Annotated in this window: 24 protein-coding genes and 1 tRNA gene; 12 read left to right on the top strand and 13 right to left on the bottom strand. The window is 71.1% G+C overall.

What is annotated here, in order from left to right; all coding sequences use genetic code 11:
* Positions 1–51: 51 nt before the first annotated feature.
* Positions 52–972: a prephenate dehydratase gene (pheA, locus tag ACWEF2_RS22640; RefSeq protein WP_453818136.1), complete on the bottom strand. Its 921-nt coding sequence runs from the start codon at positions 970–972 to the stop codon at positions 52–54.
* Between the two features lie 93 nt (positions 973–1065).
* Positions 1066–2367, bottom strand: coding sequence for a glycosyltransferase 87 family protein (locus ACWEF2_RS22635; RefSeq protein WP_453818134.1), 1302 nt, complete (start codon positions 2365–2367; stop codon positions 1066–1068).
* 234 nt (positions 2368–2601) lie between these two features.
* On the opposite strand from ACWEF2_RS22635, the gene ACWEF2_RS22630 reads away from it, so the two are divergent.
* Positions 2602–4866 carry a hypothetical protein gene (locus ACWEF2_RS22630; protein ID WP_453818132.1) on the top strand — a complete coding sequence of 755 codons (2265 nt, stop codon included), beginning with the start codon at positions 2602–2604 and terminating at the stop codon, positions 4864–4866.
* Here ACWEF2_RS22630 and ACWEF2_RS22625 read toward each other — a convergent pair.
* The 3 genes from ACWEF2_RS22625 to ACWEF2_RS22615 all read right to left on the bottom strand — a co-directional run bounded on the left by ACWEF2_RS22625 (position 4748) and on the right by ACWEF2_RS22615 (position 7391).
* Positions 4748–6208: a polyprenol phosphomannose-dependent alpha 1,6 mannosyltransferase MptB gene (locus ACWEF2_RS22625; RefSeq protein WP_453818130.1), complete on the bottom strand. Its 1461-nt coding sequence runs from the start codon at positions 6206–6208 to the stop codon at positions 4748–4750. The two genes, ACWEF2_RS22630 and ACWEF2_RS22625, sit on opposite strands and share 119 nt — an antisense overlap.
* A gap of 152 nt (positions 6209–6360) precedes the next feature.
* Positions 6361–7041 carry a glycosyltransferase family 2 protein gene (locus ACWEF2_RS22620; RefSeq protein ID WP_453818128.1) on the bottom strand — a complete coding sequence of 227 codons (681 nt, stop codon included), beginning with the start codon at positions 7039–7041 and terminating at the stop codon, positions 6361–6363.
* Positions 7038–7391, bottom strand: coding sequence for an STAS domain-containing protein (locus ACWEF2_RS22615; protein WP_453818126.1), 354 nt, complete (start codon positions 7389–7391; stop codon positions 7038–7040). Before ACWEF2_RS22615 ends, ACWEF2_RS22620 begins: the two co-directional genes overlap by 4 nt.
* 224 nt (positions 7392–7615) lie before the next feature.
* On the opposite strand from ACWEF2_RS22615, the gene ACWEF2_RS22610 reads away from it, so the two are divergent.
* A complete protein-coding gene (locus ACWEF2_RS22610) occupies positions 7616–8194 on the top strand; it encodes a hypothetical protein (protein WP_453818124.1) in 579 nt (192 codons plus the stop codon).
* Between the two features lie 16 nt (positions 8195–8210).
* Here the strand turns inward: ACWEF2_RS22610 and ACWEF2_RS22605 are convergent, their stop codons facing one another.
* The gene (locus ACWEF2_RS22605; protein WP_453818122.1) at positions 8211–8900 is read right to left on the bottom strand and encodes a response regulator transcription factor; all 690 of its coding nucleotides are present in this window, start codon (positions 8898–8900) and stop codon (positions 8211–8213) included.
* Between the two features lie 115 nt (positions 8901–9015).
* On the opposite strand from ACWEF2_RS22605, the gene ACWEF2_RS22600 reads away from it, so the two are divergent.
* Entirely contained in the window at positions 9016–9183 is a 168-nt protein-coding gene (locus tag ACWEF2_RS22600) for a hypothetical protein (RefSeq protein WP_355598830.1), read from the top strand.
* 490 nt (positions 9184–9673) lie between these two features.
* Positions 9674–10027 carry a beta/gamma crystallin domain-containing protein gene (locus ACWEF2_RS22595; RefSeq protein ID WP_453818119.1) on the top strand — a complete coding sequence of 118 codons (354 nt, stop codon included), beginning with the start codon at positions 9674–9676 and terminating at the stop codon, positions 10025–10027.
* 180 nt (positions 10028–10207) lie between these two features.
* Here the strand turns inward: ACWEF2_RS22595 and ACWEF2_RS22590 are convergent, their stop codons facing one another.
* Together ACWEF2_RS22590 and ACWEF2_RS22585 are read right to left on the bottom strand one after the other, a co-directional pair.
* Positions 10208–10657, bottom strand: a complete 450-nt coding sequence (locus ACWEF2_RS22590; RefSeq protein ID WP_355598832.1) for an ATP-binding protein — start codon at positions 10655–10657, stop codon at positions 10208–10210.
* 156 nt (positions 10658–10813) lie between these two features.
* The gene (locus tag ACWEF2_RS22585; RefSeq protein ID WP_453818116.1) at positions 10814–12685 is read right to left on the bottom strand and encodes a PAS domain S-box protein; all 1872 of its coding nucleotides are present in this window, start codon (positions 12683–12685) and stop codon (positions 10814–10816) included.
* A 124-nt stretch (positions 12686–12809) separates the two neighbouring features.
* Here ACWEF2_RS22585 and ACWEF2_RS22580 point away from each other — a divergent pair, with 124 nt between their 5' ends.
* A complete protein-coding gene (locus ACWEF2_RS22580; RefSeq protein ID WP_453818114.1) occupies positions 12810–13394 on the top strand; it encodes a methylated-DNA--[protein]-cysteine S-methyltransferase in 585 nt (194 codons plus the stop codon).
* Positions 13395–13425: 31 nt separating this feature from the next.
* Here ACWEF2_RS22580 and ACWEF2_RS22575 read toward each other — a convergent pair whose 3' ends face one another.
* Complete coding sequence (locus ACWEF2_RS22575) at positions 13426–14769, bottom strand: purine-cytosine permease family protein (RefSeq protein ID WP_453818112.1); 1344 nt, start codon at positions 14767–14769, stop codon at positions 13426–13428.
* A 197-nt stretch (positions 14770–14966) separates the two neighbouring features.
* Positions 14967–15290: a rhodanese-like domain-containing protein gene (locus ACWEF2_RS22570; RefSeq protein WP_453818111.1), complete on the bottom strand. Its 324-nt coding sequence runs from the start codon at positions 15288–15290 to the stop codon at positions 14967–14969.
* 184 nt (positions 15291–15474) lie between these two features.
* On the opposite strand from ACWEF2_RS22570, the gene ACWEF2_RS22565 reads away from it, so the two are divergent.
* Complete coding sequence (locus ACWEF2_RS22565; protein WP_453818109.1) at positions 15475–15849, top strand: cupin domain-containing protein; 375 nt, start codon at positions 15475–15477, stop codon at positions 15847–15849.
* Between the two features lie 118 nt (positions 15850–15967).
* Here ACWEF2_RS22565 and ACWEF2_RS22560 read toward each other — a convergent pair whose 3' ends face one another.
* A complete protein-coding gene (locus tag ACWEF2_RS22560; RefSeq protein ID WP_453818107.1) occupies positions 15968–16573 on the bottom strand; it encodes a TenA family protein in 606 nt (201 codons plus the stop codon).
* Positions 16574–16780: 207 nt separating this feature from the next.
* Here ACWEF2_RS22560 and ACWEF2_RS22555 point away from each other — a divergent pair, with 207 nt between their 5' ends.
* On the top strand, positions 16781–17434 hold the full coding sequence (locus ACWEF2_RS22555; RefSeq protein WP_453818105.1) for a GOLPH3/VPS74 family protein: 654 nt from the start codon (positions 16781–16783) through the stop codon (positions 17432–17434).
* A gap of 203 nt (positions 17435–17637) precedes the next feature.
* Here the strand turns inward: ACWEF2_RS22555 and ACWEF2_RS22550 are convergent, their stop codons facing one another.
* Positions 17638–18924, bottom strand: coding sequence for an LCP family protein (locus ACWEF2_RS22550; protein WP_453818103.1), 1287 nt, complete (start codon positions 18922–18924; stop codon positions 17638–17640).
* Positions 18925–19219: 295 nt separating this feature from the next.
* On the opposite strand from ACWEF2_RS22550, the gene ACWEF2_RS22545 reads away from it, so the two are divergent.
* Together ACWEF2_RS22545 and ACWEF2_RS22540 are read left to right on the top strand one after the other, a co-directional pair.
* Positions 19220–20626, top strand: a complete 1407-nt coding sequence (locus tag ACWEF2_RS22545) for a hemolysin family protein (protein ID WP_453818101.1) — start codon at positions 19220–19222, stop codon at positions 20624–20626.
* Complete coding sequence (locus ACWEF2_RS22540; RefSeq protein ID WP_453818099.1) at positions 20623–21711, top strand: hemolysin family protein; 1089 nt, start codon at positions 20623–20625, stop codon at positions 21709–21711. Before ACWEF2_RS22545 ends, ACWEF2_RS22540 begins: the two co-directional genes overlap by 4 nt.
* A 335-nt stretch (positions 21712–22046) precedes the next feature.
* Here ACWEF2_RS22540 and ACWEF2_RS22535 read toward each other — a convergent pair.
* Positions 22047–22129: transfer RNA gene (locus ACWEF2_RS22535), tRNA-Leu, on the bottom strand.
* 157 nt (positions 22130–22286) lie between these two features.
* Here ACWEF2_RS22535 and ACWEF2_RS22530 point away from each other — a divergent pair.
* From ACWEF2_RS22530 to ACWEF2_RS22520, 3 genes are read left to right on the top strand one after another with little or no spacing between them, the layout of a single operon-like run.
* Complete coding sequence (locus tag ACWEF2_RS22530) at positions 22287–23027, top strand: FhaA domain-containing protein (RefSeq protein ID WP_453818097.1); 741 nt, start codon at positions 22287–22289, stop codon at positions 23025–23027.
* 17 nt (positions 23028–23044) lie between these two features.
* Positions 23045–23512: an FHA domain-containing protein FhaB/FipA gene (locus tag ACWEF2_RS22525; protein ID WP_355598844.1), complete on the top strand. Its 468-nt coding sequence runs from the start codon at positions 23045–23047 to the stop codon at positions 23510–23512.
* Positions 23509–24792 (top strand): Stp1/IreP family PP2C-type Ser/Thr phosphatase, encoded by a 1284-nt coding sequence (locus tag ACWEF2_RS22520; protein WP_453818095.1) that lies wholly within the window; start codon positions 23509–23511, stop codon positions 24790–24792. The genes ACWEF2_RS22525 and ACWEF2_RS22520 overlap by 4 nt, the downstream gene beginning before the upstream one ends.
* Positions 24793–24796: the final 4 nt, after the last annotated feature.

The following is a 24796-nucleotide window of genomic DNA, read 5'->3' as shown; positions in this document are numbered from 1 at the left end:
GGGCCTTATCTCGCCCATGCCTCGCCGCCCCCGTGCCCCGCACCCTCCGGATCAGACCCGACCGGCGCGGACCCTGGAGAGCCACTGCGCGGCCTCGGTGAAGTCGTCGTCGGCCGTACCACGCTTGACCTGTGGCGACAGGCCGTCGGCGCGCGGATAGCTCCCCAGGAAGCGCACGTCGGAGCAGATCCGGTGGAGCCCGGAGACGGCCTCGCCGACCCTGGCGTCGGCCACGTGGCCCTCGAAGTCGAAGTGGAAGAAGTAGTGACCGATGCCGTCGCCGGTGGGCCGCGACTCGATGCGGGTCAGGTTGACGCCGCGCACGGAGAACTCGGTGAGCATCTCCAGCAGCGCGCCCGGGTGGTCGTCGTTGAGGAAGGCGACCAGGGAGGTGCGGTCGGAGCCGGTGGGCTCGGGCAGCGGGCCGGGACGCGACACCTGGACGAAGCGGGTCACGGTGTCCGAGCGGTCGCCGACGTTGACGAGCAGCTCGACCAGGCCGTAGTTCTCCCCCGCGATGCGCGCGGCGATGGCCGCGTCGTACGGCGAGCCCGGCAGGGCGACCTCCTGCGCAGCCGCCGCGGTCGACGGGGCCGCGACCACCACGGCGTCGGGCAGCTCGCGGGCGATGAAGTTGCGGCACTGGGTGACGGCGGCCGGATGGGTGAAGATCCGCTTGATGTCACCGACGCGGGTGTCCTGCCGCGCCAGCAGCGAGAACTCGACGGGGAGCAGCAGCTCGGCGGTGATGAGCAACGGCTCGCCCCAGGCGAGCTCGTCCAGGGTGGTGGTGATGGCGCCTTCGAGCGAGTTCTCCAGCGGGACGACGGCGCCGTCGGCCTCACCCTGCCGGGCGGCGTCCAGCGCCGCGCTGACGTTCGCGCTGGGCAGGCGCTCGGCGTGGGGTGCCAGGAGCCGCAGGGCCTCCTCGGTGAAGGTGCCCTCCGGTCCCAGGTAGGCGAGTCTGGGCATGACCACAGGTTATCCGGCGCCTGTCCGAAAGTGTGCACGGAACTCCATATTCGGACAGCCCCCCCACTGATCAGGGGCCTGAGGAGCATCCGGTCAGGAGAGCGCCCGATCGGGGAGCGTCCGGAATGTCTCCCGGCGGCGCGGCAGCCACACCCCGAGCAGCCAGACCAGGGCGAGCGCGCCCAGCCCGAACCCGTTCTGCACGATCTTGCCCAGCACCGGGCTGAGCACCGGGACCTCGGCCGCCTTGATCGCCACCCCCCACCAGGGGATCGGCAGCACGTAGTAGAGCCAGACCCCCGCGGCGACCCGGAGCCGTACCGGGTCACGCCCGTCGCCGACCAGGGCGCCGAGGACCACGACCACCCAGGCCAGGTGGTGGATCCAGGCCACCGGCGACAGCAGCACGGCCATCAGGCCGACCAGCGCCGTCGCCGCCACCGGGTGCCCGTCGAGCAGGGCCCCGCGCGCGTGGCGGAAGCCGTACCAGCCGACCACCGCGACCAGCGCCAGCCAAATCAGGGCGGTCGGCTGGTCGGGCAGGTAGAGCCGGATGAGCATGCCGCGCATGGACTGGTTGGTGGTGGCCGCGTTGGCGCCGAGCCGTTCGGGGTCGAACAGCGCGCGGAACCAGAAGTCGGCGGCGTCGCCGGGGATGACCAGGAACGGCAGCAGGGTGAGCAGGGCGGCGGTGAAGGCCGCCATGAAGAAGGTCCTGCGCTGCTCCTCCCGGGCGCCGGGCCCGAAGCCGGTGATGAGCAGATAGATCAGGAAGACGCCCGGGGTGAGCTTGACCGCGACGGCCAGGCCGATCAGCGCGCCACGCGGCCAGACCGGCCTGCGGGCCACGCAGTCGGCGAGACAGAGCGCCACCAGCAGGATGTCCACCTGACCGAAGCGGACCTGGTCCCTGATCGGCATCAGGTACGTGCACGCGACCATCAGGAACGCGAACAGCAGCGGCAGCCGGAGACCGCTCACCCCGCCCGTCACCCCGCTCGGCGTCTCACCCGGGTACGGCCCGGCCGCCCGGCCCGGCACGGCGCGGAAGCCGTAGCCGACGGCGACCGCCAGCGCCGCGAAAACGCCGACCGTCCAGACCCACTGCGCGAGCGGCCAGGACATCATCGCCAGCGGCGTGGCCAGCATCGCCGCGATCGGCGGGTAGGTGAACGGCAGGAGTTGCGGCGCGGGGGTCACGAAGCCGTAGACCGGCTGCCCCCGCAGGAGTGCCTGGCCCCCGGTACGGTACACATCCAGGTCGACCAGGCGCTGGTCGTCGGCGTTGCTCAGCCACTGGAGCACCAGCGGGGCGACGGCCGCCACGACGATCAGCAGCGCGAGCAGCCACACCCATGGTGGCCGCCTGGTCGTGGTCGCCTCGCTGGTCCTCACGACCAGGCAGGTTACCGTGGGCCTGGAGGAAACGGCCGCCAACAGGTACGGATACGGGGGAACCGGATGGGTTCGGCGCACGGCGACTATCGGGCCGTACACCAGACCGCCGAAGGACCGGCCGACGTTCAAGCCGCCGGGGAACCGGCCGGCCTCCGAACAGGTGAGCGATCGGACGCCACCGGACCGGCCCCGGACAGGGGCGCGGAACGGGGCGGGGGCAGGGCCGGCCGGGTGCCTCCAAGCCGCGCCGTGCCGATCACCGTCCTGGTCGCCGTTCTCCTGCTGCTGTCCGGGATGGCGGGGTTCCCCGGGCTCTTCGGAGCCGGTACGGCCGGCGCGTCGGCGGTGAGGGCGCTTCCCGCCAGGGTCGTGGTGGTCGGGGTGCCCGGGCTGGAGTGGAGCGACCTGGACCGTGCGCGGACGCCGAACCTGTGGAGGCTCGTGGACCGGGGCGGTGCCGCGTCGATGTCCACCCGGGCGGTGCCGCTGCCGGATCGGGGCATCACCTGTCCGGCCGCGGGCTGGCTGACCGTCTCGGCCGGGCAGCGGGCGGGCGCCCCGGGATCGAGCTGCGCGCCGTCGGCACAGCCGACGCCGGCGCCGGACGGCGGGGCGAGCGTGCCCGGCTGGTCCGAGCTGGTGACCTTCAACACCGTCCAGACCTCTTACAGGCCGGTGCTCGGGCAGCTCGGGCAGCTCGTGGCGGACGCCGGGGGGAAGGTGGCCGCGGCGGGGCCGGGAGCCGCACTCGCCGCCGCCAACAAGTCCGGAAAAATCGGTAAATATGCGGCGAGTGTCGAGGAGCTCGGCGACCTGGCACCGTACCGGCTGGTCGTGGCGGAGGTCGCGGACCTCACCCAGGCGTGGACCGGGACGGCCCCCGAGGGAAACGGCGCCCCGGCCGGGCAGAAGGCCACCCCGGACGGACCCGCCACAGACGAGACCGCGGCGACCGGACCGGCCAGGCGGGAGGCGGTGGCGACCGCCGACCGGCGGGTGGGCGCGCTGCTCGACCGGCTCCCGCCGGAGACCACGGTCCTGCTCGGCGGGCTGTCCGACAGCACCTCCTCGGCCCACCTGCACGTGGCGATCGCGTCCGGCCCGTCTCCCGACGGCGTGCCGTACCCGCACGGCTATCTGACCACCGTCTCCACCCGGCAGGACGGGCTGGTCACCAACACCGACCTGACCGCCACCGCGCTCGGCCTGCTCGGCCTGGACACGCCCAGGAGCGTCGTCGGCCACCCGTGGCTGAGCGCCGGACCGGACGGGAGGCCGACCGCCGACGTGGTGCGCGACCTGGCCGGCAAGGATCTGGCCAGCCAGGTACTACGCAGGGTGCAGGGGCCGTTCTTCACGGTCTTCGTGACCGTGCAGCTCCTGTTCTACCTTCTGGCCGCCGTCGCGATCCGGCGGGGCTGGGGCGGTGAGCGGGCGCTGAAGGCCGCCAGGGGGGTCGCCGTGGTGAGCGGGGCGATCGCGGTCGCCACGTTCCTGGCACAGCTCGTGCCGTGGTGGACGCTGCCCGCGCCGATGGTCGCGGTGGTCGGGATCATCCTCGGCATCGCCTGCGCGGTCGCCGCCCTCGCCTTCGCCGGCCCCTGGCGGACACACGTCCTCGGCCCGCTGACCGTGGTGGCCGGGATCACCTCACTGGCCCTGCTGGTCGACGTGATGACCGGCTCCACGCTCCAGGTGAACGCGGTCACCGGCTACGAGCCCGTCACCGGCGGACGTTTCTACGGCTTCAGCAACATCGCCTTCGCCGTCTACTCGGCCGGGACGATCCTGGCCCTGGCCGGGATCGCCCAGTGGCTGATCTCCCGGGGACGGCGCGGGCTCGCGCTCACGGTCTGCGTGCTGTACGGCGGGCTCGCGGTGTTCGCCGACGGCTGGCCCGCGTGGGGCGCCGACTTCGGCGGGGTCCCGGCGTTCCTCGTCGGGCTGGCCGTCTTCTGGATCCTGCTCTCCGGCGGCCGGGTCTCACCCGTCAGGCTCGGCCTGGTCGGCCTCGCCGGCGTCCTGCTGATCGGGGCGATCGCGGTGACCGACTGGCTCAAACCGGCCGCCCAGCGCACCCACCTGGGCTCGTTCGTCCAGCAGGTGCTGGACGGCGAGGCCTGGACGGTGATCTCCCGCAAGTTCGGGGCGATGGTCGGCGTCACCGTCGGGAACTGGTCGCTGACCCTGCTCTCGCTGGTCGCGCTGGCCTTCCTCTTCCTGGTGCTCGACCGCCCGTCCCGATGGGGCGCATCCGCGCTCGACCGGGCCTACACGCTCGCCCCGCCGCTGCGCGCCGGGCTGATCGGCACGCTGACCTGCGCGCTGATCGGCTTCCTGATGAACGACTCCGGCATCGCGATCCCGGCGATGGCGCTCACGGTCGCGGTGCCCCTGACGCTGTCCGCGTGCGTGCGCGCGCTCCGGCTCTCACCGCCCAGCAGAGCAGCCCGAGCGTCAGCGCCAGCAGGGACCACGGCACCACCCGCTCCCTGACGACGGTCTTCATCCAGAGCAGGTCCTCCGGGCGGAGCGCCTCCCTGGCCGGAAGGTAGCCCATGGACAGGATCGCCACCCTGGCCACCATGAAGCCCTCCAGCGCCGGCCAGGAGGCCATGGCCAGCAGCGCGAAGGCCAGCCCGTCGTACCAGGGCAGCGCGTACGGCGCGGCGAACAGCCAGGCGACCACGATCGTCCCGGCGACCGCCGGGGCCGTGTCCTCCGGCAGGATCCTGAGCATCAGCCAGGCCAGGACGACCATGAGGAGCAGGGAGCCCGCCTGGATCCAGGCCGAGTAGGCGCCGGGCCCGAGCGTCTCCTGGAGCCCGACCTTGACCAGGTGCCAGGGCGTGCCGAACGAGACCTTCTTACTGGCCGCGGAGACCTGGTCGAGGACGTGCGGCCCGGCCAGGCCGTAGATCACCAGCGCGGTGGCGGTCGCGGTCCCCGCCACCACGGCGAGCCTGCCCGGCGAGCGGCGCAGCTCCCACGCCGGGCCGAGCGCGACGAGCCCGGCGTTGAGCTTCACCCCGATCCCCACCCCGAGCAGCAACCCCGATGCGGCACCTCGGGCCACGAGCGCCGCGACCATGCACGCGACGGCCAAGGTGTCCACGTGCATCCCGGCGGCCAGGTGGTAGATCATCAGCGGGTTGACCGCCCAGAGCAGCGCCGCCCGCCCCCGCAGGTCCGCGTCCCCCCTGGTGAACCGGTGCAGCAGCAGCGCGGTCCCGATGAACGCCGCGGCGTTGACCAGCGCCATCACGAAGACCGTCAGCCTGGCCGAGTCACCTCCGGCCAGGCTCGCCAGCGCCTGTACGGCGGTCGCCACCGGGCCGTAGACGCTGGTCACACCGGCCCACTCCTCCACGGCGCCGACCACGGGATCACCGGGCAGCGCCGCGGGCGTGACGGCGTAGGGGTCATGACCGAGCGTGACCAGACGGCCGTAGGCGGCGTAGTTCAGGTGGTCCGCCGAGCCCGAGGGCGGCAGGAGGGCGAGCACCGCAGCCGTCGCGCAACCGGCCGCGAGCAGCAGTCGCGGGTCCGGCCTCCACCGGGACCGCAGGGCCGCGGCCAGCCCCGCCGCGCCCAGCACGATCGCGGCCGCGGCCATGGCGATCACCAGATGGGCGCCGGGGCGCGCGCCCAGCGAGTAGGGCGGCTGCCAGGACGGGCCGGGCGGTCCCGGCACCATGGCCGAGGGCCCCAGCAGTCCGATCAGGACCGTCAGCCCGACGGAGAGCCCGATGGCGGCGAACCCGGCGACGTCGAACCACCGCGGCGTGTCACGCCCGGGAACCCGCCTACCACCGACAACCGACGATTCCCGAGTCACCCGCAAATTCCAGCACATCCGGCCAGGTGCCCGGGACGGCGGGACACGGCCCGGTGACGGACGCCGGAGAAGTCACGCGACCGTCCGCCGGAACGCGACGAGAGCCCGGTGGACCGACGGGGCAGAGCCCGGTGGACCGGAACGCGCCGGGCCTACCTGCGGGCCAGCAGCGCCCTGGCGACGTCGCGGAACTGCCTGGCCCGGTGGAGCTGGGCCCTCCAGTCGGTGCCGGTGGCCCGGTGAGCCATCTCCACCTCGACCTCCCGCACGCGAAACCCCCTGCGGAGCAGGTCGATCGTGAGGGCCGTCTCCACACCGAAGCCGTGGGCCAGGGGCCGCGCCGCCTCAAAGGCGGCCCTGGTCAGGCAGCGCTGGCCGTTGAGCGGCTGGGTGGGCGTCCAGCCGGTGGCACGCTCGATGCCCTGGCGGGCCAGCTTCACCACAAACCCGTGACCGCCCAGCTTCACCCGGGTGACGAACACGGCGACCGTCATGTCCACCTCGCCCGCCACGACCGGCTTGATCAGGGGTTCCGCCGCGCGCGCGGTCTCCCCCAGGTCCGCGTCCAGGAAGAGCAGGTGCCTGGCCGTCTCGTCGTCGAGCAGGCGGACGGCCTCCGCACCGCTCTCCATGGCGGCGGCCTTGCCCCGGTTCCGGCTGTGCCGTACGACCCGCGCCCCGGCGGCCTTGGCCACCCGGCCGGTCTGGTCGGTCGAGCCGTCGTCCACGACCACGACGAGGTCCACGCCGGAGAGCGCCAGGGCCGCGGTCACGGTGGCGCCGATCCGATCCGCCTCGTCCTTGGCCGGGATGATCACCGCTGTCCCGGTCATACTTGCGGCTTGGCCGTCAGCAGCTTCTCGGGCACCGCGTCGTGCACGGTGAACACCGAGTCGAGACCGGTGACCTGGAGAATCTTGCGTACGGCCGGCCGGGGGGCCGCCAGCTCCAGGGTGCCGCCACGCTCTCGCAGGCGCTTGAGCGCCGAGAGCAGCACGTTCATACCGGTGGAGTCGCAGAACTCCACCCCGGACATGTCGATGACCACATAGGTGGTCGGGCTCTCCTGAAGCAGGCGAGTGAACTCGGCCTGCAGGCCAGGAGCGGTGTACAGGTCGATTTCGCCGACGATGGTCATGACGGTGTGCCCGACATGAGATCGAGTTGAGACTTTTAGCTCCACAGCGGGCACACTAGCGGCGCGAAGGCCACTGGTCACGCTCTCTCGCCTAACCCGAGTCGTCGGGCCTTTGTCCCCCGTTTGGGTCTCATGGAAACCCTGAGTGCGCGAAACTTGACTCTGAGCAACACCGGCTTGGCCGGAAAGGGGGGAGACCCGGACTCTCCCGACCGTCCCTGCGCTACGACAGTGGCGGCCGTTGAGTAGAAACGGGCCCGAACGCACCGATGAACACCGATCTTCCTGAGGATCCCCAGCGGCAGCGGCTCCGGGAGCACCTGGAGTCCATGATCACTCGCACCGAGAAGGCCACGTCGTGGCAGGACGCGGCCAACTCTCTGCGCGGCCTGGTGAACCACGAGGGGTATGTCCCGATCAGAACCCGGCTGGCGAGCGAGGACCTCGACTTCCTCGAAGGCGCGCGGGAGGAGCTGCTCGGCTTCGCCGCACTCGGGATCAGGCTCCTCGACCTGCACCAGCCCCGCGACGCGGGCGGCATCACCAGCGACGCGGCCCGCCCTATCCTGCGCTGCCGCAGCTGCATGTGGCGGTGGCCGTGCCCGACCTTCCGCACCATGGTCGAGTCCTTCGGCGCGCCGAGGGCCCCGGCCTCCTGCCAGCACGTCGAGCCCGACCACGGGGATCACCGGGACGGCGGAGACGACGGGGGCGCGGAGGCGGCCGGGGCGCCCATCGACGCCCCGGCCCGGTCCGAACTCACCGCCCCGGCCGGGCCGGAGCCCACCGCTCAGGCCCGGCCGGAGAGCGAGATCCCGGCCCTGCGGACCCTGCCCCGCGGTTCCTGACCGTCGACGGCGTCGATCAGTCCAGGGGCTCGTAGCGGTAGCCGACACCCCACACCGTGACGATGCGCCGGGGGACGGCCGGATCGGGCTCGATCTTCTCCCGGAGCCGGCGGACGTGGACGGTCACCGTGGAGGAGTCGCCGAAGGACCAGCCCCAGACCTGTTCCAGCAGGGCTGAGCGGCTGAAAGCCTGGCGGGGGTTGTCCATCAGGTGGGTCAGCAGGTCGAACTCGCGGGCGGTCAGCGTGATCTCGGTCTCGGCGAGCCGTACCCGGTGGGCGCCGACGTCGACCGTCAGGTCACCGTCTCTGAGCACGCCGGCGCCGGTCGGCACCGAGACGCCCCGCGCGCGCCGCAGCACGGACTGCACCCGCAGGGCCAGTTCGCGGGGGCTGAACGGTTTGACGACGTAGTCGTCGGCGCCGACCTCCAGACCGGCGACCCGGTCGATCTCCTCGCCCAGGGTGGTCAGCATGATCACCGGAATCGGCCCGTGTTCCCGAAGCCTCCGGCAGATCTGGAGCCCGTCCGTCTCCGGCAGCATCAGGTCGAGCACCAGCAGATCGGGCGGGCCGGCCAGCGCGCTGCTGAGCGCGCCGGCGCCGTCTCGGACGCATTCCACCAGGTGACCGTCGCGCTCCAGATAACCGGCCACGACCTCGGCCACCGTCGGATCGTCCTCGACCAGCAGAATCCGCGCGCTCATGGCCTCCACGGTAAGCCCGGAACGGACCGGTTTCCGCACCTTTGCCCCTTCAGTAGGGGATAGATCGTTATCGTGCCGGTTCTCATCGGACCGCCGCCCGACGTACGGTGGCTGCATGGGTCGTATCGTGATGGCAGTACTGGGCGTCATCCTCGCGCTCTACGTGGTTTTCGGGCTCGTGCTGCCCGCGCTGTTCGGGCTCTTCAAGTTCCTGTTCGTGCTGGCGATCGTGGCCTTCGTGGTCGTCGCCGCGGTCACGATCGCGGGCAAGTTCGCCAAGTGAGCACGGTGCTCGCCCTCCAGACGCTCTCCGTCCGGCTGTTCGGCGACGGCGGGCGGCGACGGAGCCGGGGTGGGCGGCGCGGTGGGGCGCGGCCCGGATGCCGGGGACGTTCCCGGCGGATGCTCCGCTGAGGGTTCCGGCGGAGGTGATCGGGTTCGCCGCCGAGCGGCTTGACGCCGATTGAGTAGTCCTTCATATCGGGACACACGGCCATATCGGGGGACACACGGCTCGTTGGCCGCGCGTGAGCGCCACGATCGGGTGATGCTCCGGCCCGGCGGTTCGTGTCCGGAGCGTTGGCCGAACAAAGAGTGATATTACTTTGAGTCACCGGACCCATCCAATCGCGTCACGGAAAGACGCGGCCGCGAGGGACCGCTCCGGTGCGCAGTCGGCCGTCCGCCGGCCCGGCGAAGCACCGTTCCGTCAGGACGCGACGTCACCAACAGGGCCGGGGCCGTGCGCGCCGGTCTCCGCAGGAGGAGAGTCTGTGATCTCGAAGAGCAAGAAGAACATCCGTTCCATGGCCGTGGCACTCGCCGCGACCGCCGCCTTCACCGTCACCATCCCGGCCGGCCCCGCCTTCGCCATCGACCACGTCCAATGCGTGGGCGGCGAGAACTTCCTGAAGATCTGGTCGCACCTCAACGGCCGCCAGAGCGTCGACTGCTACGCCAACGGCGGAAAGACCGACTTCGGCGGATGGTGGGTCGACCGGATCTCCACGGGCAACAACGACCTGATCTACTACGACGCCAACGGCGACTCGGTGAGGATCGATCGCTGGCACGACATCACCTTCCCGAACCGCCCTCCGAAGGTCGTCGCCATCCAGATCGTGTGACACGCCGACATGCGGCGAGAGACCGCCGTCGCTTCGCCGTCGTAGCGGTGGGGCGGAAGTAGGAGGCAGCTCGCCCCGCCTCACCCGGCTCGGGTGAGGCGGGGCGGAGCCTGTCTCCCCGGGGAGGCGGAGCCGGGTGAGGCGGAGGCGCGCGGTCGTCGCACTCCGCGTCGGAACCGGCTATCCGCACTCCCGCAGGGCGGGCTCGGGGATGGAGACGTGACCGTCACTCACCGTGCCGAGGGCGGTGACCACCGCCCAGACCGTGGTGATCTCCCCCTCGTGCTTGACACCCCAACTGGTGGCCAGATACTCGACGATGCCGAGCCCCCGGCCTCCCAGTGAGGAGAGCGTGGGCCGTCCGGCGCGCGGTTCGGTGGCGGCGCCACCGTCACTCACCGCAACCTCGACGTGCTCGTCGGTCCACCGCCACGCCACTCTGATCTGACCGGACGGCAACGGATGCGCATGCCGGAGCGCGTTGCTCAGCAGTTCGCTCACCACGAGAACCGCGTCGTCTATGGCGGTCTCGTAGACACCCCATTCCTGCAGGTCAGAGCAGAGGCGTTGGCGTGCGACAGCGACGCTGGACGGTGCATACGGCAACAACACGACGCTCGACGCACTCACCTCCCCGTATCCCTGTTCCCCCTGAGGAACACACCCCAGTACGACCGAAATGCCCCGTTAGATAGCCTTAGAAACCGAACGTCGATTACAGCTTGTGTACATTCGACAATAGATCAGCTCATCCGTTACCGGCTCGTTACCGGTTCGGCGTGTCGGTCAGGTAAGAGCCCCCGGCGTGTCGGCAATACGCAGGAGCAATCGCATCCGGGTGCCGCCTCCAGGACGGGGGTGCGCCGACACCTCCCCACCCTGGGCGCGGACCAGGCTGCGCACGATGTACAGCCCGAGACCGACACCGCCGAACCGGCGGCGGTCGCCGCTGTCGACCTGGACGAAGCGCTCGAAGATACGCTCCCGGCTCGCCGGAGCTATGCCCACACCCTCGTCGTCCACGACCACCACCACCCAGTCACCTTCCGGCCACGCCTCGACCTTGATCAGGCCACCGTCCGGTGAATATTTGAACGCGTTCTCCAGCAACTGGCCCAGCACGATATCGGTGGCCAGAGCGTCCCCGGAGACCGGGGGTAGGTTTTGGGCTACTTTCACCTCAACTGTGTGCAAATCAGATAGATCGTGCAGACCCAGCGTGGCGGCCCGGAGCAGCTCGCCGAGGTCAAGACCCTCGATCTTGAGGGTGAGCTCCCCCGCCCCCGCGTGCGAGCCCAGCAGCAGGTTGTCCATGAGCTGGCCGAGAGAGCGCGCCCGCTCGGCGATGATGTGCACGGCCGAGCGGCGCTCGGTGTCGGTCATGTTGTCCCAGCGCGCGTCGAGCGTGCCGGCGAACCCCCGGACCACGGTGATCGGGGTGCGCAGCTCATGACTGGTGGTGGCCAGGAAGAGGTCCTTGGCCTCCTCCAGCTCCTTGGCCCGGGTGACGTCGCGGAAGTCCACCACGATCTCACCGGTCTCCACGATCTCGGCGCAGAGCACGTCCAGCCAGGCGCCGGAGGGAAGCTGAAGGGTGAGCTTGTCACCCGGCTCCGGCAGCTGGAACGGCGGCGGCCCGCCGATCATCTCGGTCGCGGTGAACCCGGTCAGCTCGGTGGCCGACGGGTTCCACTGGATGACCCGGCCCTGGTCGTCGAGGACCGCGATGCCGTCCGCGCTGGCGTCGAACACCGCCCGCTCGTGGGCGCGCTGCCGTACGGCCTCCTGGTAGGCCATGGCGTTGCCCACGGCGATCCCGGCGTGGCCGGCGAGGAGTTCGAGCAGTTCGAGCTCCACGTGACCGGCCTTGTGCTTGGCGAACAGGGCGTACAGCGCGCCGTACGGCCGCCCGCCCACCGCGGCGAGGCCGAGCGCGATGGTGTGCAGGCCGGGAAGCTGTGACCAGACCAGCTCGTCCAGCCGGGCCTGGTTGCCGGTCTCCAGCATCACGGTCCTGCCGGTGCGCAGCAGCTTGCCGACCAGGCTGGTACGCATGTCGCCGGTGGAGTCGCGCAGCGACTCGGGAAGCCGATGACTGGCCACGAGCCGGAGCCGGTCCCCCTCGATGAGCACGAAACCGCCCGCGTCGGCCCCGGTCAGCTCGGTGAGGCTGGCCGCGATCCGGTCGAGCACGGCGGGCAGCTCCCGCGCGGCGTTGATGTCGGCGACCACGTCGGTGAGCCTGCGGACGAGCCGCGCCCGCCGGACGACCCGGTCCTGGGCGGACTCGTCGTCCTGGACCAGGTGATAGACGCTGACGTAGCCGAGCAGCACCCCGGCCTCCGAGCGCAGCGCGCCGGTGTCCACCCGCACGTCGAGCAGGCTGCCGTCCCTGCGGAACCGCTTGGTCCGCAGCGAGACCCGGCCGCCGGTGCGGACACGTTCCAGGACCGCGTTGTGCTCGGCCGTCAGCTCCTCGGGAATCACCGGGGCGCGACGGCCGAGCAGCTCGTCGGCCGACCAGCCGAAGAGGCGTTCGGCCGCGGGGTTCCACACCAGCACCGCCTGATCACGGTCGAAGACGACCATCGCGTTGGGCGCACCGGCGACGACCGCACGGGCGATGCCCTCGTCACCATCGGCTCTGTCGTCACCCACACACCCATAGTGCCGTGTCAACCGGCCTGATCTTGGCACTTCGTCCGCATGTGCTGACACTCACCTGAGGGATCCGTCCGATACGCTGCGGTCACCACACGCCTGGACACGGAAGGGTGGGGCCATGTCATCCGGCGACCTCGACGCACTGCTACGGGTGACCTCGCCCACCTACATAGGGAAAACCCATCCCGACATCGCCTTCGGCACGCTCGAAGGACCGGTGGGACGGCTGGTCCTCGCGGTGACGCACCGGGGCGTGGTGGCCTGCAGCTACGAGGACGAGAACATCGTGTTCGAGCGGGTCAGCAGGGAGATCGGCTCGTTCATCGGGCCGGACCCCCGGCGGCTCGACCCGGTCCGCCGGGAACTGGACGCCTACTTCTCCGGCAGGCTCCGCGCCTTCACCACCACGGTCGACCTGCAGATGGCGACCTCGTTCGCCAGGACCGTGCTGCAGATGATGCTGGCGGTGCCGTACGGGACGGTGACCACCTACCGCGAGATCGCCGAGCGGATCGGCAGGCCGAGGGCGCTGCGGGCGGTCGGCAACGCGCTGGGCAGCAACCCTGTCTGTGTGATCGTGCCCTGCCACCGGGTGGTGGAGAGCGAGGCCGTCCTCGGCGGTTACGCGGGAGGCGCGACCGCCAAGGAGCGGCTGCTGCGGGTCGAGGGAGCCACCGGGGGCTCCTCCCCCGGCACCCGGTGACCGGGCCGGCGCCCGGCCGCCCTGCCCGGGGCTACCGGCGGCGGAACGCCCCCAGGACGAGCGTGACCAGGCCGGCGACGAGGAAGGCGCCCACGGCCGCGCTCATCCACGGCTGCGGGGTGAAGCGCACGGCCTGCCTGACACCGTTCCAGATCGCCGCCCACCAGGCCACCTGGGAGGGGGCGGCGAGCAGCCACCAGGTGGCGAAGCCGAGCGCCCACGGGATCACCATGAGCCAGCGGGAGGGGGCGTTCTGGGAGGTGTCCCAGTTCCTGCCGCGGCCGAGCAGGAAGTAGTCGACGGCCAGCACGCCGAGCATCGGCACGAACACAGCGCCGATGATGCTGAGGAAGGCGCCGTAGGAGTTCACGTCCACGACGAGGGCGACGCCCGTGGTCAGCACGCCGATGGCCACGGAGAAGACGCGGCGGTCCACCCTCGGCATGAGGTTCTGCAGCGACATCGCCGTGGAGTAGACGTTCGCGAACGACTGGTCGGTCTCGCGCAGCACGAGGATGCCGAAGAACAGCGCGCCGAGCGGAGCCGCGACGAACGGCGCGAACACCGCGGTCGGCTGGCTCTGCACCGCGCCGTGACCGGCGAGCGCCACCGCGTAGACGCCCACGGCCAGGCAGGCCACCTGGGCGACGGTGTAGCCGCCGACGATGCCGGTGAAGGCCGCACGGCTGGAACGCGAGTGCCTGGCGTAGTCCGCCGCGACCGGCACCCAGGAGACCGACAGGGCGATCACGAAGTCCACGGCCGGGGCGAAGGCGTCCCAGGAGCCACCGGTCTGGACGGGGGTGTCGCGCAGGAAGACCACCGCGAACCAGGCCATCGACACGATCACGCCGGCCGTGACGAACCGCCGGAGCAGCCTGATGACCCCCAGCGGGTAGATGGTGAGCGCGGTCGTCAGCACCCCGGCCGCGATCGCCCAGACCGCGTAGGGGACGGACCGTCCGAAGATCGCCTGTGCGCCCATCGCGATGACCCAGAGCTCGAACGCGCCCCAGCCGATCATCTGGATGATGTTGAGCACGGTCGGGACGTAGGAGAGTCTCGCGCCGAACAGCCCGCGGAGCAGCACCATCGCGGGCCGGCCGGTCTGCACTCCGGGCACCGCGGCGAGGCCGACCATCGCGGTGCCGACGAGGCTGCCGACGAGGGCGGCGACCAGCGCCGCGGTGAGGGTGAGCGGATTGTCGTCGCCCAATGGGTTGATCAGGAAGAGCGCGAAGGAGAACCCGAGGAGGCTGACCCCCAGGTTGGCCCAGAACGCGCCCTGGTCGAGCATGCCCAGGGTCTTCGGCGGGGCCTGGTCGAGGGTGAGGGGGGCCTCGGCATGCTTGGAATCGATGACGTCGGGCGTCATGACGCGCTCCCTACGCCGGCATTACCCGGACAGGTTCATGCGGTCGGCGGCGCGTCACGAGCGAGGCCCTGTCGGCCCTCCACGTGGTTCCGCCCTCTCAGCCCGGTTCCGCCCGAGCTCCCGCGGTAGACAATTCGTCAGGATTATGTCACTTATTCCTTTTTTGGCAAGACGTTGCCCATGTGACGAGATATCCCTCAGGCGACGAAGGGGTCCCGGCCGTTTTCGCCCACCATGGGCCGGCCCGCGAAATGCCACGACCGCATGCCGCCGCCGACGTTGATCGCGTCCCGGCCGACGTGGTTGAGCCAGGCGGCGGCGTTCGCCGAACGGCCCCCGCTGCGGCAGACCACGTAGACCGGCGCGTCCTTGGGAACCTCGGCGACCCGGGCCTGCAACTCGCCGAGCGGAATGTGGACGGCCTCGGGCGCGTGCCCGGCCCGCCACTCGCCGTCCTCGCGCACGTCGAGCAGGAACGCGCCTTCAGGCACCGCGTGTACTTCCACCTCAGGAACAGTCATGGCCCCATTCTTCCAAGTCCGCCGGTGGGCGGCGCACGGAGCGGCCCGATCGCCCCCGCCCCGTCCACAAGCGGCCACCGGTCCGGAACCGTCCGCACGCCTCCCCGGCCTCCCCGTTGACGATAAAGACAACATGGTTTACCTTTTGGTGGACAGTCAATCAGATTTACCATTTGGAGGGTTCATGACCACCGCGGATCTGGCCGGCGCCCCGGCCTTCGAGATGGACGGCATCACCATGCGCTCACTCGCCGTGCCCTCGCGAGGCTCCTCGCAACTGGCCGTCTGGTCGTTCGACATGGCCCCCGGCGCGGCGGGCAAGGAGCACATCGTGGATCGCGAGGAGGTGTTCGTCGTCCGGTCCGGGCGGATCGTGGGCACCCTCGGCGGCGTGGAGCACGTGGCCGGGGCGGGAGACGCGCTGATCGTCGCGCCGGACACCCCGTTCTCGCTCCGCAACGACTCCCGGACCGAGCGGGCCGAGGGCACCGTGTGCACCTCGGCCGGGATCAAGGCGACCCTCGACGGCCGGACCATCCTGCCGCCGTGGGCTCAGTAGGCGGAACCCCGGCCGGCTGGGGCTGGGGCTCGGCGGAGTCGAGTCCCGCGGGGTCGGGTCCCGCGGGGTCGGGGGAGAGCGGGGACCCGGCAGAGCCGGGGAGCCGGGCAGGACCGGGTCAGGGCACGTCCCAGAAGGCGATCTCGTGGGCCATTCCCTCACTGAACAGCTTGGCGGCCCGGGCGGGGTCGGGGGCGGCCTCGTCGATCATCACGGCGATGCGCTCGGTCAGCTCGGCGAACCCCGGGGCGGCGTAGGTGTCGACCCAGGCCCGGTAGCGCGGCTCAGCCGGGGGGTTCTCGGCGAGAACCCGGCCGAGGGTGGAATAGCCCCACATACAGGGGTAGAGCGCGGCCAGACCGTCGGCGTAGTCGGCCGCCGAGTCGAGCAGGAACGAGGTGTAGGCCGCGCAGGCCGGCCCCTTCCTCACCCCGCCCAGGTCGGCGCCGAACTCGGCCGACAGCGAGCGGTGCAGGTTCAGCTCCTCGTGAAAGGTGGCGTGGGCCAGGTCGACCAGATCACCCAAATGGCCGTCGGGGGCCTGCCAGGCCAGCCGGGAGAAGACCCGCACGTAGTCCAGCAGGAACAGGTAGTCCTGCTCCAGCCATGACCGGAACACCGGCTCCGGCAGGTCTCCCCTCGCGATGCCCGCCACCGTCGGATGGGCCAGCTGGACGTCGACGAGGGGGCGGCCGATGGCGTGGAGTTCCTTGGAGACGCTCATGACAGACCATTCTCTCAAGGCCCACGGTGGCCGCGCCTCACCGACCTACCCGAGTACCCGCGCCCGCCGCGCCGGAGCACCCGTGTCACGCCAGGGCGCCCGTGTCACCCGGGGCGCCCGCACCGGACGGTGATAGTCCGGGGACCGGGGACATCCCGGCCCCACGGGGTGAGCGCCGCGCGAGCGCTCACGACATAGGGTCGAGCGATGACGACCATCATCGCCGAGGAAGTCCTGCTGCTCGCCTACAGCGAGGTCGAGGGCAGGCAACTGGTCGGTTCGTCCGAGCTGGACGCCGCGCTCGGCGGCTCCCTCCTGGCCGAGCTGGCCATCAACGGCAGGATCGACCTGGCCGACAAGAAGGTCACCGTCCTGGATCCCACACCCCTCGGAGACGAGGAACTGGACGCCACGCTCGCCCGGATCGCCGCGGATCCCAAGAAGCGCAAGCCCGACTGGTGGGTGCAGCGGCTCCACTCGTCCAAGCTCCGCAAGCGCCTGCTGTCCGGGCTGGCCGGCCGGGGGGTGCTCGGCGAGGAGCAGCGCAAGATCCTCGGCGTCTTCCCCAGCACCCGCTACCCGGAGCGCGATCCGAGCGTCGAGCAGGGCATCCGCGAGCGCGTCCAGAGCGTGCTGTCGGGGGCCGAGCCCGACGAGCGGGTCGCCGTGCTGATCGCCGTCCTGCACGCGGCCAAGATCGACCGCAAGGCGTTTCCCGGGGCGAGCAAGGAGCGCATCAAGGAGATCACCGAGGGCGAATGGGCCGGTGAGGCCGTCGCCAAGGCGATCGCCGCCGTCAACGCCGCCGTCATGACCGCGGTGATGGCCGGAGCCGTCGCGGGCAGCATCTCGTCCGGCTGAGCCCCCTCCCCGCCCACGGCGGGACGGGGAGCGAGGCGCGCCGCCATCGGTCCCTCCTCGCGCACGGCGGGACGGGGAGCGCCTCGGGCGGCGCGCGGGCCGGGCCGGCCCCCTCCCCCCGGGTCGTGGGACGGCCCGGTGGCCAGGTCGCCGGACTCGGCGGCGTCGGACCCTCCCCCCGGGCTGTGGGACGGCTGGGGCGGCTACTTGCCGAGGACGTCCGGGGGGACCGGTCTGTCCTGGGCCAGGGCCTCGAACATGCGCAGGGCCTTGGCACGGTCCCACTGCACGACGGCCTCGCCGTTGATGGTCGGCAGGGAGCCGACCGGGACGACGGTGGTCACCGGGTTGTCCCCCATGGCCAGACCGAGGGAGAGCAGGTTGAGGGCGCCGCTCTCCTCGCCGACCGCCACCGAGTCGGTGGCGCTCAGGGCGAGCGGGACGGAGCGGAAGGGGTTGATCAGAACCCCCGGGCTGGCGGCCTTCTTCACCACGGCCGAGAAGAACTGGCGCTGGCGCTGGGTCCGCTCGAAGTCGGGGATGGCGCCGGTGGCACGGGTGCGGACGTAGCCGAGGGCCGTACCGCCGTCCAGCACCTGCTTGCCCTTCTTCAGATTGATACCGGCCTTACGATCCTTGATGTCCTGCTTGACGTCGATCTCGACACCGCCGATGGCGTCCACGATGCCCACGAAGCCGCCGAAGCCGATCTCCATGTAGTGGTCGATCCGGAGCCCGGTGACCTTCTCCACCGTCTTGGCGAGCAGCTTGGGACCGCCGTCCTGGAAGGCGTAGGCGGCGTTCAGCTTGCCGCGGCCGTGGCCGTCGATCGGCACGTAGGAGTCGCGCGGGAGGCTGACCAGGGTCGGCCGGCCGCCGCTGTCGGGGATGTGCAGCAGCATCATCGTGTCGGTCCTGCGGCCGACGGCCTGGCCGGTGGCGAACTTCCTGCGCTGCGCCTTGGTCAGACCGGCCCGGCTGTCGGAGCCGACCAGCAGCCAGTTCGTGCCCGGGGTGTCGGCGGGGCGGCCCTCGTAGTCGCCGAGCGCGTCGATCCGTTTCATCCGTGAGTTGATCACGAAGTATCCGCCGACGGCGAGCACCAGCAGGACGATCAGCAGCCCGATGAGGATCCGCACCGCCAGCCGGCCGGGCCGCTTCGGCCGCCAGCTCGGCATCCGGAACCCTCCTCTGTTTCCCGGGGGGCCGCCCGAGGGACCGGACGGCCCCCCGGGGGATCCGGCGGGCCGGGTGGCCGAACCGGGCAGCGGCTTGACGGGGCGGGACCCCTCCCTGGGCTTGCCGTAGACCCGCGAGCTCCCCCGGGGACGCGCCTCACCCGGCCGCTCCCCGGCGAGCGGTTCGTCGGCGGGCCGCTCGCGGCCCCGCGCGGGGTGGGCGGGCTGTCCGGCCGCACGCGACGGGACGGGTCCCGGGGTGGGCGACCGCAGCGCGCGGGTGCGATCGTCGTCTTCCGTCCAGTCACCCACGTCGTATCCCCGCCACCTCTCGAACGCACAATGAGACCGTCATTATCGACGCTACGTCGTGGTTCCGTCGCCCGTAGAGGTGTCCGCCAGGTTTTCCCCGGGAAAAGTACACAGATAGGTGCGTACCAACCAATATTGGGGCGGTCGGCCGTTCTGGAAACATCGACCCCCACGTGGATCGTTACGGTAGAGGACGACCTCTGCCCGAAAGGATGATCGTGTCCACTCCGGACCCGTGGAGTACCTGCCCGTGCGAACGCACGGGAGCCACTGACCCGACCGGGAGAGCCGCCCGGTGAACACGGCTCTCGGCCTGCTGGCCGTACTTCTCCTCACTCTCGCCACCGGCTATTTCGTCGCCCAGGAGTTCGCCTTCGTGGCCGCCGACCGGGGTGTGCTGCGTGAGCAGGCCGACGCCGGTGACGCGGCGGCCGTACGGGTGCTGGAGGTGACGGGGCGTCTGTCGTTCATGCTGTCGGGCGCGCAACTCGGCATCACCGTCACCGCCCTGCTGGTCGGCTTCATCTCCGAGCCCGCCATCGCCACGGTGATCCGCCCCCTGCTGGAGTCGGCCGGAGTACCCGGAGCGGCGGTGCCGGGCATCGCGGTGGCACTGGCCGTCGCGATCGCCACGGTCATCCAGATGGTCCTGGGCGAGCTCGCCCCCAAGAACCTGGGCATCGCCCGCCCGGAACCGGTGGCCAAGTTCCTGTCCCGCTCGACCATCCTCTACCTCAAGGTCGCGGGTCCGATCATCCGCCTGTTCGACTCGGCGGCCACCGGACTGCTGCGCCGGGTGGGCGTCGAGCCGGTGGAGGAGGTCGAGCACGGCGCGAGCCCCGAGGAGCTGTCCCGGATCATCTCCGACTCGGCCACGGCCGGCGACCTGCCCCCGAGGCTGTCGGAGCTGCTGGAGCGCGCGCTGGAGTTCGGCGACCGTACCGCCGAGGATGTCATGGTGCCGCGCCCCCGCGTGGTGCTGCTCCGCGCCGAGCGCCCGATCTCCGACCTGCTCGGCGCCGTCCGCGAGCACGGCCACTCCCGCTACCCGGTGCTCTGCGACGACAACGGCGAGGACGTGGTCGGCGTCACCGGCGTGCGGGAGCTGCTCAGGTCCGGCCTGACCGACGGCCCGCTGGAGCAGATCACCCGCCCGGCGCTGCTGGTGCCCGACTCGCTGCCGCTGCCGGTCGTGCTGGAGCGGATGCGCGCCGCCCACGACGACCTGGCGTGCGTCATCGACGAGTACGGCGGCCTCGCCGGCGTGGTCACCATCGAGGACCTCGCGGAGGAACTCGTCGGTGAGCTGATCGACGAGAACGACCCGGAGCCCGCCGGGGTCGTCGCCAACGACGACGGCACCTGGGACCTGCCCGGCACGCTCAGGCTCGACGAGGTAGAGCGTGCCACGAAGCTGTCGCTCCCCGAGAGCGACGACTACGACACCGTCGCCGGCCTGGTCCTCGCCACCCTCGGCAGGATGGCCGAGCCGGACGACCGGGTCGCCGTCACGCTGACCCTGGAGACCGATCCTCTCGAAAACGACGGCGAGGACAGGGCGGACGCGGTGCTGACCGTGCTGTCGGTGCACCGCAGGGTCCCCGAGTGGGTACGGCTGGCACTTCCCGCGACCGGCCAGGAGAGCCCGGACGAGGAGAAGGAGTCGGCGATGACCGCGCGGAGCGTGGTGAACGGACGATGAGCACGACCGGAGCCCTGTTGCTGGGCGTGGCCCTGCTGATCTGCAACGCCTTCTTCGTCGCCGCCGAGTTCGCGGTCATCTCGGCCCGCAGGCACCGCCTGGAGGATCTGGCGGGCCGGGGCGGGCGGCTGACCCGGATCGCCGCCCGCGCCGCGGTACGCGGCGGCAGGGAGCTGTCCCTGATGCTGGCCGGGGCTCAGCTCGGCATCACGCTCTGCTCCCTCGGCCTGGGCATGGTGACCGAACCGGCCATCGAGCACCTGCTGGAGCCGGTCTTCGCGGCGGTCGGCGCGCCCGAGTCGCTGCGGGTCCCCGTCTCGCTGGTGATCGCGCTCGCGCTGGTCACCTTCCTGCACATGGTGGTCGGCGAGATGGCTCCCAAGTCCTGGGCGCTCACCCACCCGGAGATCGCGGCGATGTGCCTGGCCCTGCCGTTCCGCGGCTTCACCTGGGTGGTCCGGCCGGTGCTGGCCACGCTCAACGGCCTGACCAACGCGGTGCTGGGGCTGTTCGGCGTGCACCCCAGGGACGAGCTGGCGACCACCAGGACCCCGGTCCAGCTGGCCATGCTGGTCGGGGAGTCGGGCCGGATGGGCCTGCTCGACCGCGACGAGCACGACCTGCTCACCCGGGCGCTGCGGGTGCACCAGCAGCCGGTCGAGCGGCTGATGCTGCCCATCGGGCAGGTCACCTGCGTGACAGGGAACGCCAGCGAGGCCCAGGTGCGCAGGGCCGCCGCCGACAGCGGGCACCTGCGCCTGCTGGTCAACTCGGGCAGGCCGAGCGACGTCCTGGGCGTGCTGCACGTCAGGGACGCGCTGGTCCGGCCGGGGGCGAGCCCGGCGGAGCTGGCCCGTCCGCTGCCCCGGCTGCGGAAGGACACCACGATCCCCGAGGCCGTCTCCGTCCTGCAGGACGCCCACGCCCACGTGGGTCTCGTCACCGACGGCGACGATGGTGACATCGCCGGGAGCCCCGGGGGTGAGGGGGGTGACGGTGAGGTGATCGGCACGGTGGTCGGCATGGTGAGTCTCACCGACCTGCTCGGCGAGCTGCTGGACGTCCGGGCCCTCGCTAAACGCTAGACGGATGAAACACGCGGGGCGGGAGGGGAGCCCCCCCTCCCGCCCCGGTTTCTCTGTCAGCGTAACCGGCGGCCGGGAGCCCGCCCGCCGGGCAGGCGTCCGGGAACCGATCGCGCACGTGAGACCCCGAACCCGGAGATCCACCGCACCGGCGGGGAAGCCGGGACGCGGCGGCCGAGACCGGTCCACGGCGGAGCGGACGCCCAGCGTGACCGATGATCGGCCACGCCGCGCCGGAACCCCCGCGCGGCCCCCGCGGCGTCCGGATTATCCGAAATTTTCGGGGAAACGACAGAGCCCCGGTGCGCCTACGCGCGACCAGGGCTCACTGTGAGTGGGCGAGGAGGGATTTGAACCCTCACGTCCTTTCGGACACACGGACCTGAACCGTGCGCGTCTGCCGTTCCGCCACCCGCCCTTGTTGGGTGCGCTCGAAAGATTAGCACGGATCAGCCGATGCCCACGAACCCGGATACGATCCTCCTAGACGCGGAGCGGAGTAGCTGGGTGCGAGAGAGCGAGGAGCAAGCCCCAAGCGGCCGTGACCTACACAGACTGAAGAAGGGAGGGACCCGGTGGGAGTCCTTCAGCGCTTCGAGCGAAGGCTCGAAGGTCTGGTTGAGGGGGCCTTTGCGCGGGCGTTCAAATCCGACCTTCAGCCGGTCGAGGTGGCCAGCGCGGTTCAGCGGGAGATGGACGAGAGGGCGGCGATCGTCGCGCAGGGGCGCACGCTCGTGCCGAACGACTTCGTGGTCGAGCTGTCCATGACGGACAACGACCGCCTCACGGTCTACGCGGACAGCATCGGCCATGAGCTGGCCAACCTCGCCAGGGAGTACGCCAAGGAACAGGGCTACTCCTTCGTGGGACCGGTGCGGGTGCGCTTTGAGATCGCGGAGGACCTGGCGGTCGGCCTCTTCAGGATCCGCTCCGGCGTGATCCGCGGGGCGACGGTCGAGCAGGACGAGATCCGCCAGCCGGTGAGCGACGTGCCGACGGCCAAGCCACACGCCTTCGGAGGCCGTCCACGGCTGCTGGTCTCGACCCAGGACGACCCGCAGGGGCAGCGGTCCTACGACCTGACCACACCGGTGACGCTGCTCGGCAGGGGCACCGACTGTGATCTACGGCTGGTCGACCCGGGAGTCTCCCGGCACCACGCCGAGCTGCGGGTGGAGGGTCCACAGGTCATGCTCGTCGACCTCGGCTCCACGAACGGCACCTTCGTCAACGGCCAGCCGGTCCGCCAGGTCGAGCTCCAGAACGGCACTCGTGTGACGCTGGGGCGGACGACTCTGGTTTTCCGGCGCGATTAAAGGTAAACAAACGGTCCATGTCCGAGCTCACGCTACTGCTGATCCGCCTGGCGTTCCTAGCGGTGCTGTGGTTCTTCGTGATTGCCGCGGTCGGCGTGATCCGGACAGACTTGTTCGGATCCCGTACCGCCCCGGCCGTCCCCGCCCGTAAAGGCCCCAAGCCCGTCAAACCCGCGGCCAAATCCAGAAAGGGGGAGCCCCGGCAGATGGTCGTCACGGGTGGCCCCCTGCAAGGCACCACCATTACCCTCTCGGAGACGCCCATCACCATCGGCCGGGCGACCGACGCCACGCTGGTGGTCAGCGACGACTACGCATCCAGCCGGCACGCCCGGCTCTTCCCCCAGGACGGTCAGTGGATCGTGGAAGATCTCGGTTCTACCAACGGAACATACCTCGACCGCTCTAAAGTCACCCGTCCGACGCCGGTGCCGATCGGTGTTCCGATCCGCATCGGCAAGACCGTCATCGAATTGCGCAAATGACCATCGCACTCCGTTACGCCGCCCGCTCCGACGTCGGCCTCCTCCGCGAAGGCAACGAGGACTCGGCGTACGCCAGCGGCCGCCTGCTCGCCGTCGCGGACGGCATGGGCGGTCACGCACACGGCGAGGTGGCCAGCTCGGTCGCCATCGCCGCGATGTCCTCACTCGACGAGGACACAGCGGGAGCCGACCTGCTCGGCGCCATCGAGGCCGCGGTCCGCGACGCCAACCGCCGCCTGCACCAGATGGTGGGGCGCGACCCCAGCCTCAAGGGCATGGGCACCACCCTGACCGCCATGCTCTGGTCCGGGACGAGGGTCGCGCTGGTCCACGTCGGCGACTCGCGCGCGTACCTGCTGCGCGCCGGGGAGCTCTACCAGATCACCCACGACCACACCCTCGTGCAGTCCCTGGTGGACGACGGCCGGATCACCCAGGAGGAGGCCGCCACCCACCCGCAGCGGTCGATCCTGCTGCGGGCGCTCGACGGCAGCGGCGAGGTCGAGCCCGACCTGTCCCTACGCGAGGCGCAGATAGGCGACCGCTACCTGCTCTGCTCCGACGGGCTGTCGGGGGTGGTCACCGCCGAGGCGATGCACCAGACGCTCTCCACGATCGACGACCCCGAGGCCGTGGTCCGCACGCTCATCGATCTGGCCAACCAGGGCGGCGGCCCCGACAACATCACCTGCGTGCTCGCCGACGTCCTGGAGGTGGACGAGACGGCCGCCCTCCCCTTCGAGGCGGCCGTGGTGGGCGCCGCGGGGTCGACGCGGACGGTCTCCCAGGCACCGGGCGCCCCGGCGGGGCACGCGGGCGCGGTCACCATGCCGCAACCCGTCATCGCGGACGACGAACTCCAGGGGCCGGTCGCCAGGGCCACAGGGCGGCCGGCCAGACGCCGCCGACTGTGGCCGCTTCTGATCTCCGTGGGGGGCGTCGTCCTCGTCGGTGGCGGCCTAGGGTGGTATTTCGGGAATCAGTGGCTCGAAGATCAATATTTTGTGGGGGCGAAAGGTGATGAGATAGTGGTTTTCCAGGGCGTGAAAACCAATCTCGGTCCCTTCGAGCTCTTCAACGTCGCCCGGAGCACCACGGAGTCGGTCTCGGACCTTGGCGCGTTCCAGCAGGGGCAGGTCCGCGACGGCATCCCCGTCCTGAGCGTCGACGCCGGTCTGAAGAAGATCGCCGAACTGAAGGCGCCCGCGCAGAAACCCGACGGGAAAGACAAGCAGCCCCCTCAACCGACCGGCACCGCAACCCCGGAACCTACAAAGTAGACAC

The sequence above is a fragment of the Streptosporangium sp. NPDC004631 genome (assembly GCF_053601935.1).
The sequence above is the reverse complement of the archived record's forward strand: the minus strand, read 5'-3'. Positions and strand labels throughout refer to the sequence as shown.

Excerpts from the sequence above, each read along its gene's own strand:
- pheA (WP_453818136.1), bottom strand. The coding sequence starts at position 972 with ATGCCCAGACTCGCCTACCTGGGACCGGAGGGCACCTTCACCGAGGAG.
- ACWEF2_RS22620 (WP_453818128.1), bottom strand. The coding sequence starts at position 7,041 with ATGACCGGGACAGCGGTGATCATCCCGGCCAAGGACGAGGCGGATCGG.
- ACWEF2_RS22610 (WP_453818124.1), top strand. The coding sequence starts at position 7,616 with ATGAACACCGATCTTCCTGAGGATCCCCAGCGGCAGCGGCTCCGGGAG.
- ACWEF2_RS22605 (WP_453818122.1), bottom strand. The coding sequence starts at position 8,900 with ATGAGCGCGCGGATTCTGCTGGTCGAGGACGATCCGACGGTGGCCGAG.
- ACWEF2_RS22600 (WP_355598830.1), top strand. The coding sequence starts at position 9,016 with ATGGGTCGTATCGTGATGGCAGTACTGGGCGTCATCCTCGCGCTCTAC.
- ACWEF2_RS22580 (WP_453818114.1), top strand. The coding sequence starts at position 12,810 with ATGTCATCCGGCGACCTCGACGCACTGCTACGGGTGACCTCGCCCACC.
- ACWEF2_RS22575 (WP_453818112.1), bottom strand. The coding sequence starts at position 14,769 with ATGACGCCCGACGTCATCGATTCCAAGCATGCCGAGGCCCCCCTCACC.
- ACWEF2_RS22570 (WP_453818111.1), bottom strand. The coding sequence starts at position 15,290 with ATGACTGTTCCTGAGGTGGAAGTACACGCGGTGCCTGAAGGCGCGTTC.
- ACWEF2_RS22565 (WP_453818109.1), top strand. The coding sequence starts at position 15,475 with ATGACCACCGCGGATCTGGCCGGCGCCCCGGCCTTCGAGATGGACGGC.
- ACWEF2_RS22560 (WP_453818107.1), bottom strand. The coding sequence starts at position 16,573 with ATGAGCGTCTCCAAGGAACTCCACGCCATCGGCCGCCCCCTCGTCGAC.
- ACWEF2_RS22555 (WP_453818105.1), top strand. The coding sequence starts at position 16,781 with ATGACGACCATCATCGCCGAGGAAGTCCTGCTGCTCGCCTACAGCGAG.
- ACWEF2_RS22540 (WP_453818099.1), top strand. The coding sequence starts at position 20,623 with ATGAGCACGACCGGAGCCCTGTTGCTGGGCGTGGCCCTGCTGATCTGC.
- ACWEF2_RS22525 (WP_355598844.1), top strand. The coding sequence starts at position 23,045 with ATGTCCGAGCTCACGCTACTGCTGATCCGCCTGGCGTTCCTAGCGGTG.
- ACWEF2_RS22520 (WP_453818095.1), top strand. The coding sequence starts at position 23,509 with ATGACCATCGCACTCCGTTACGCCGCCCGCTCCGACGTCGGCCTCCTC.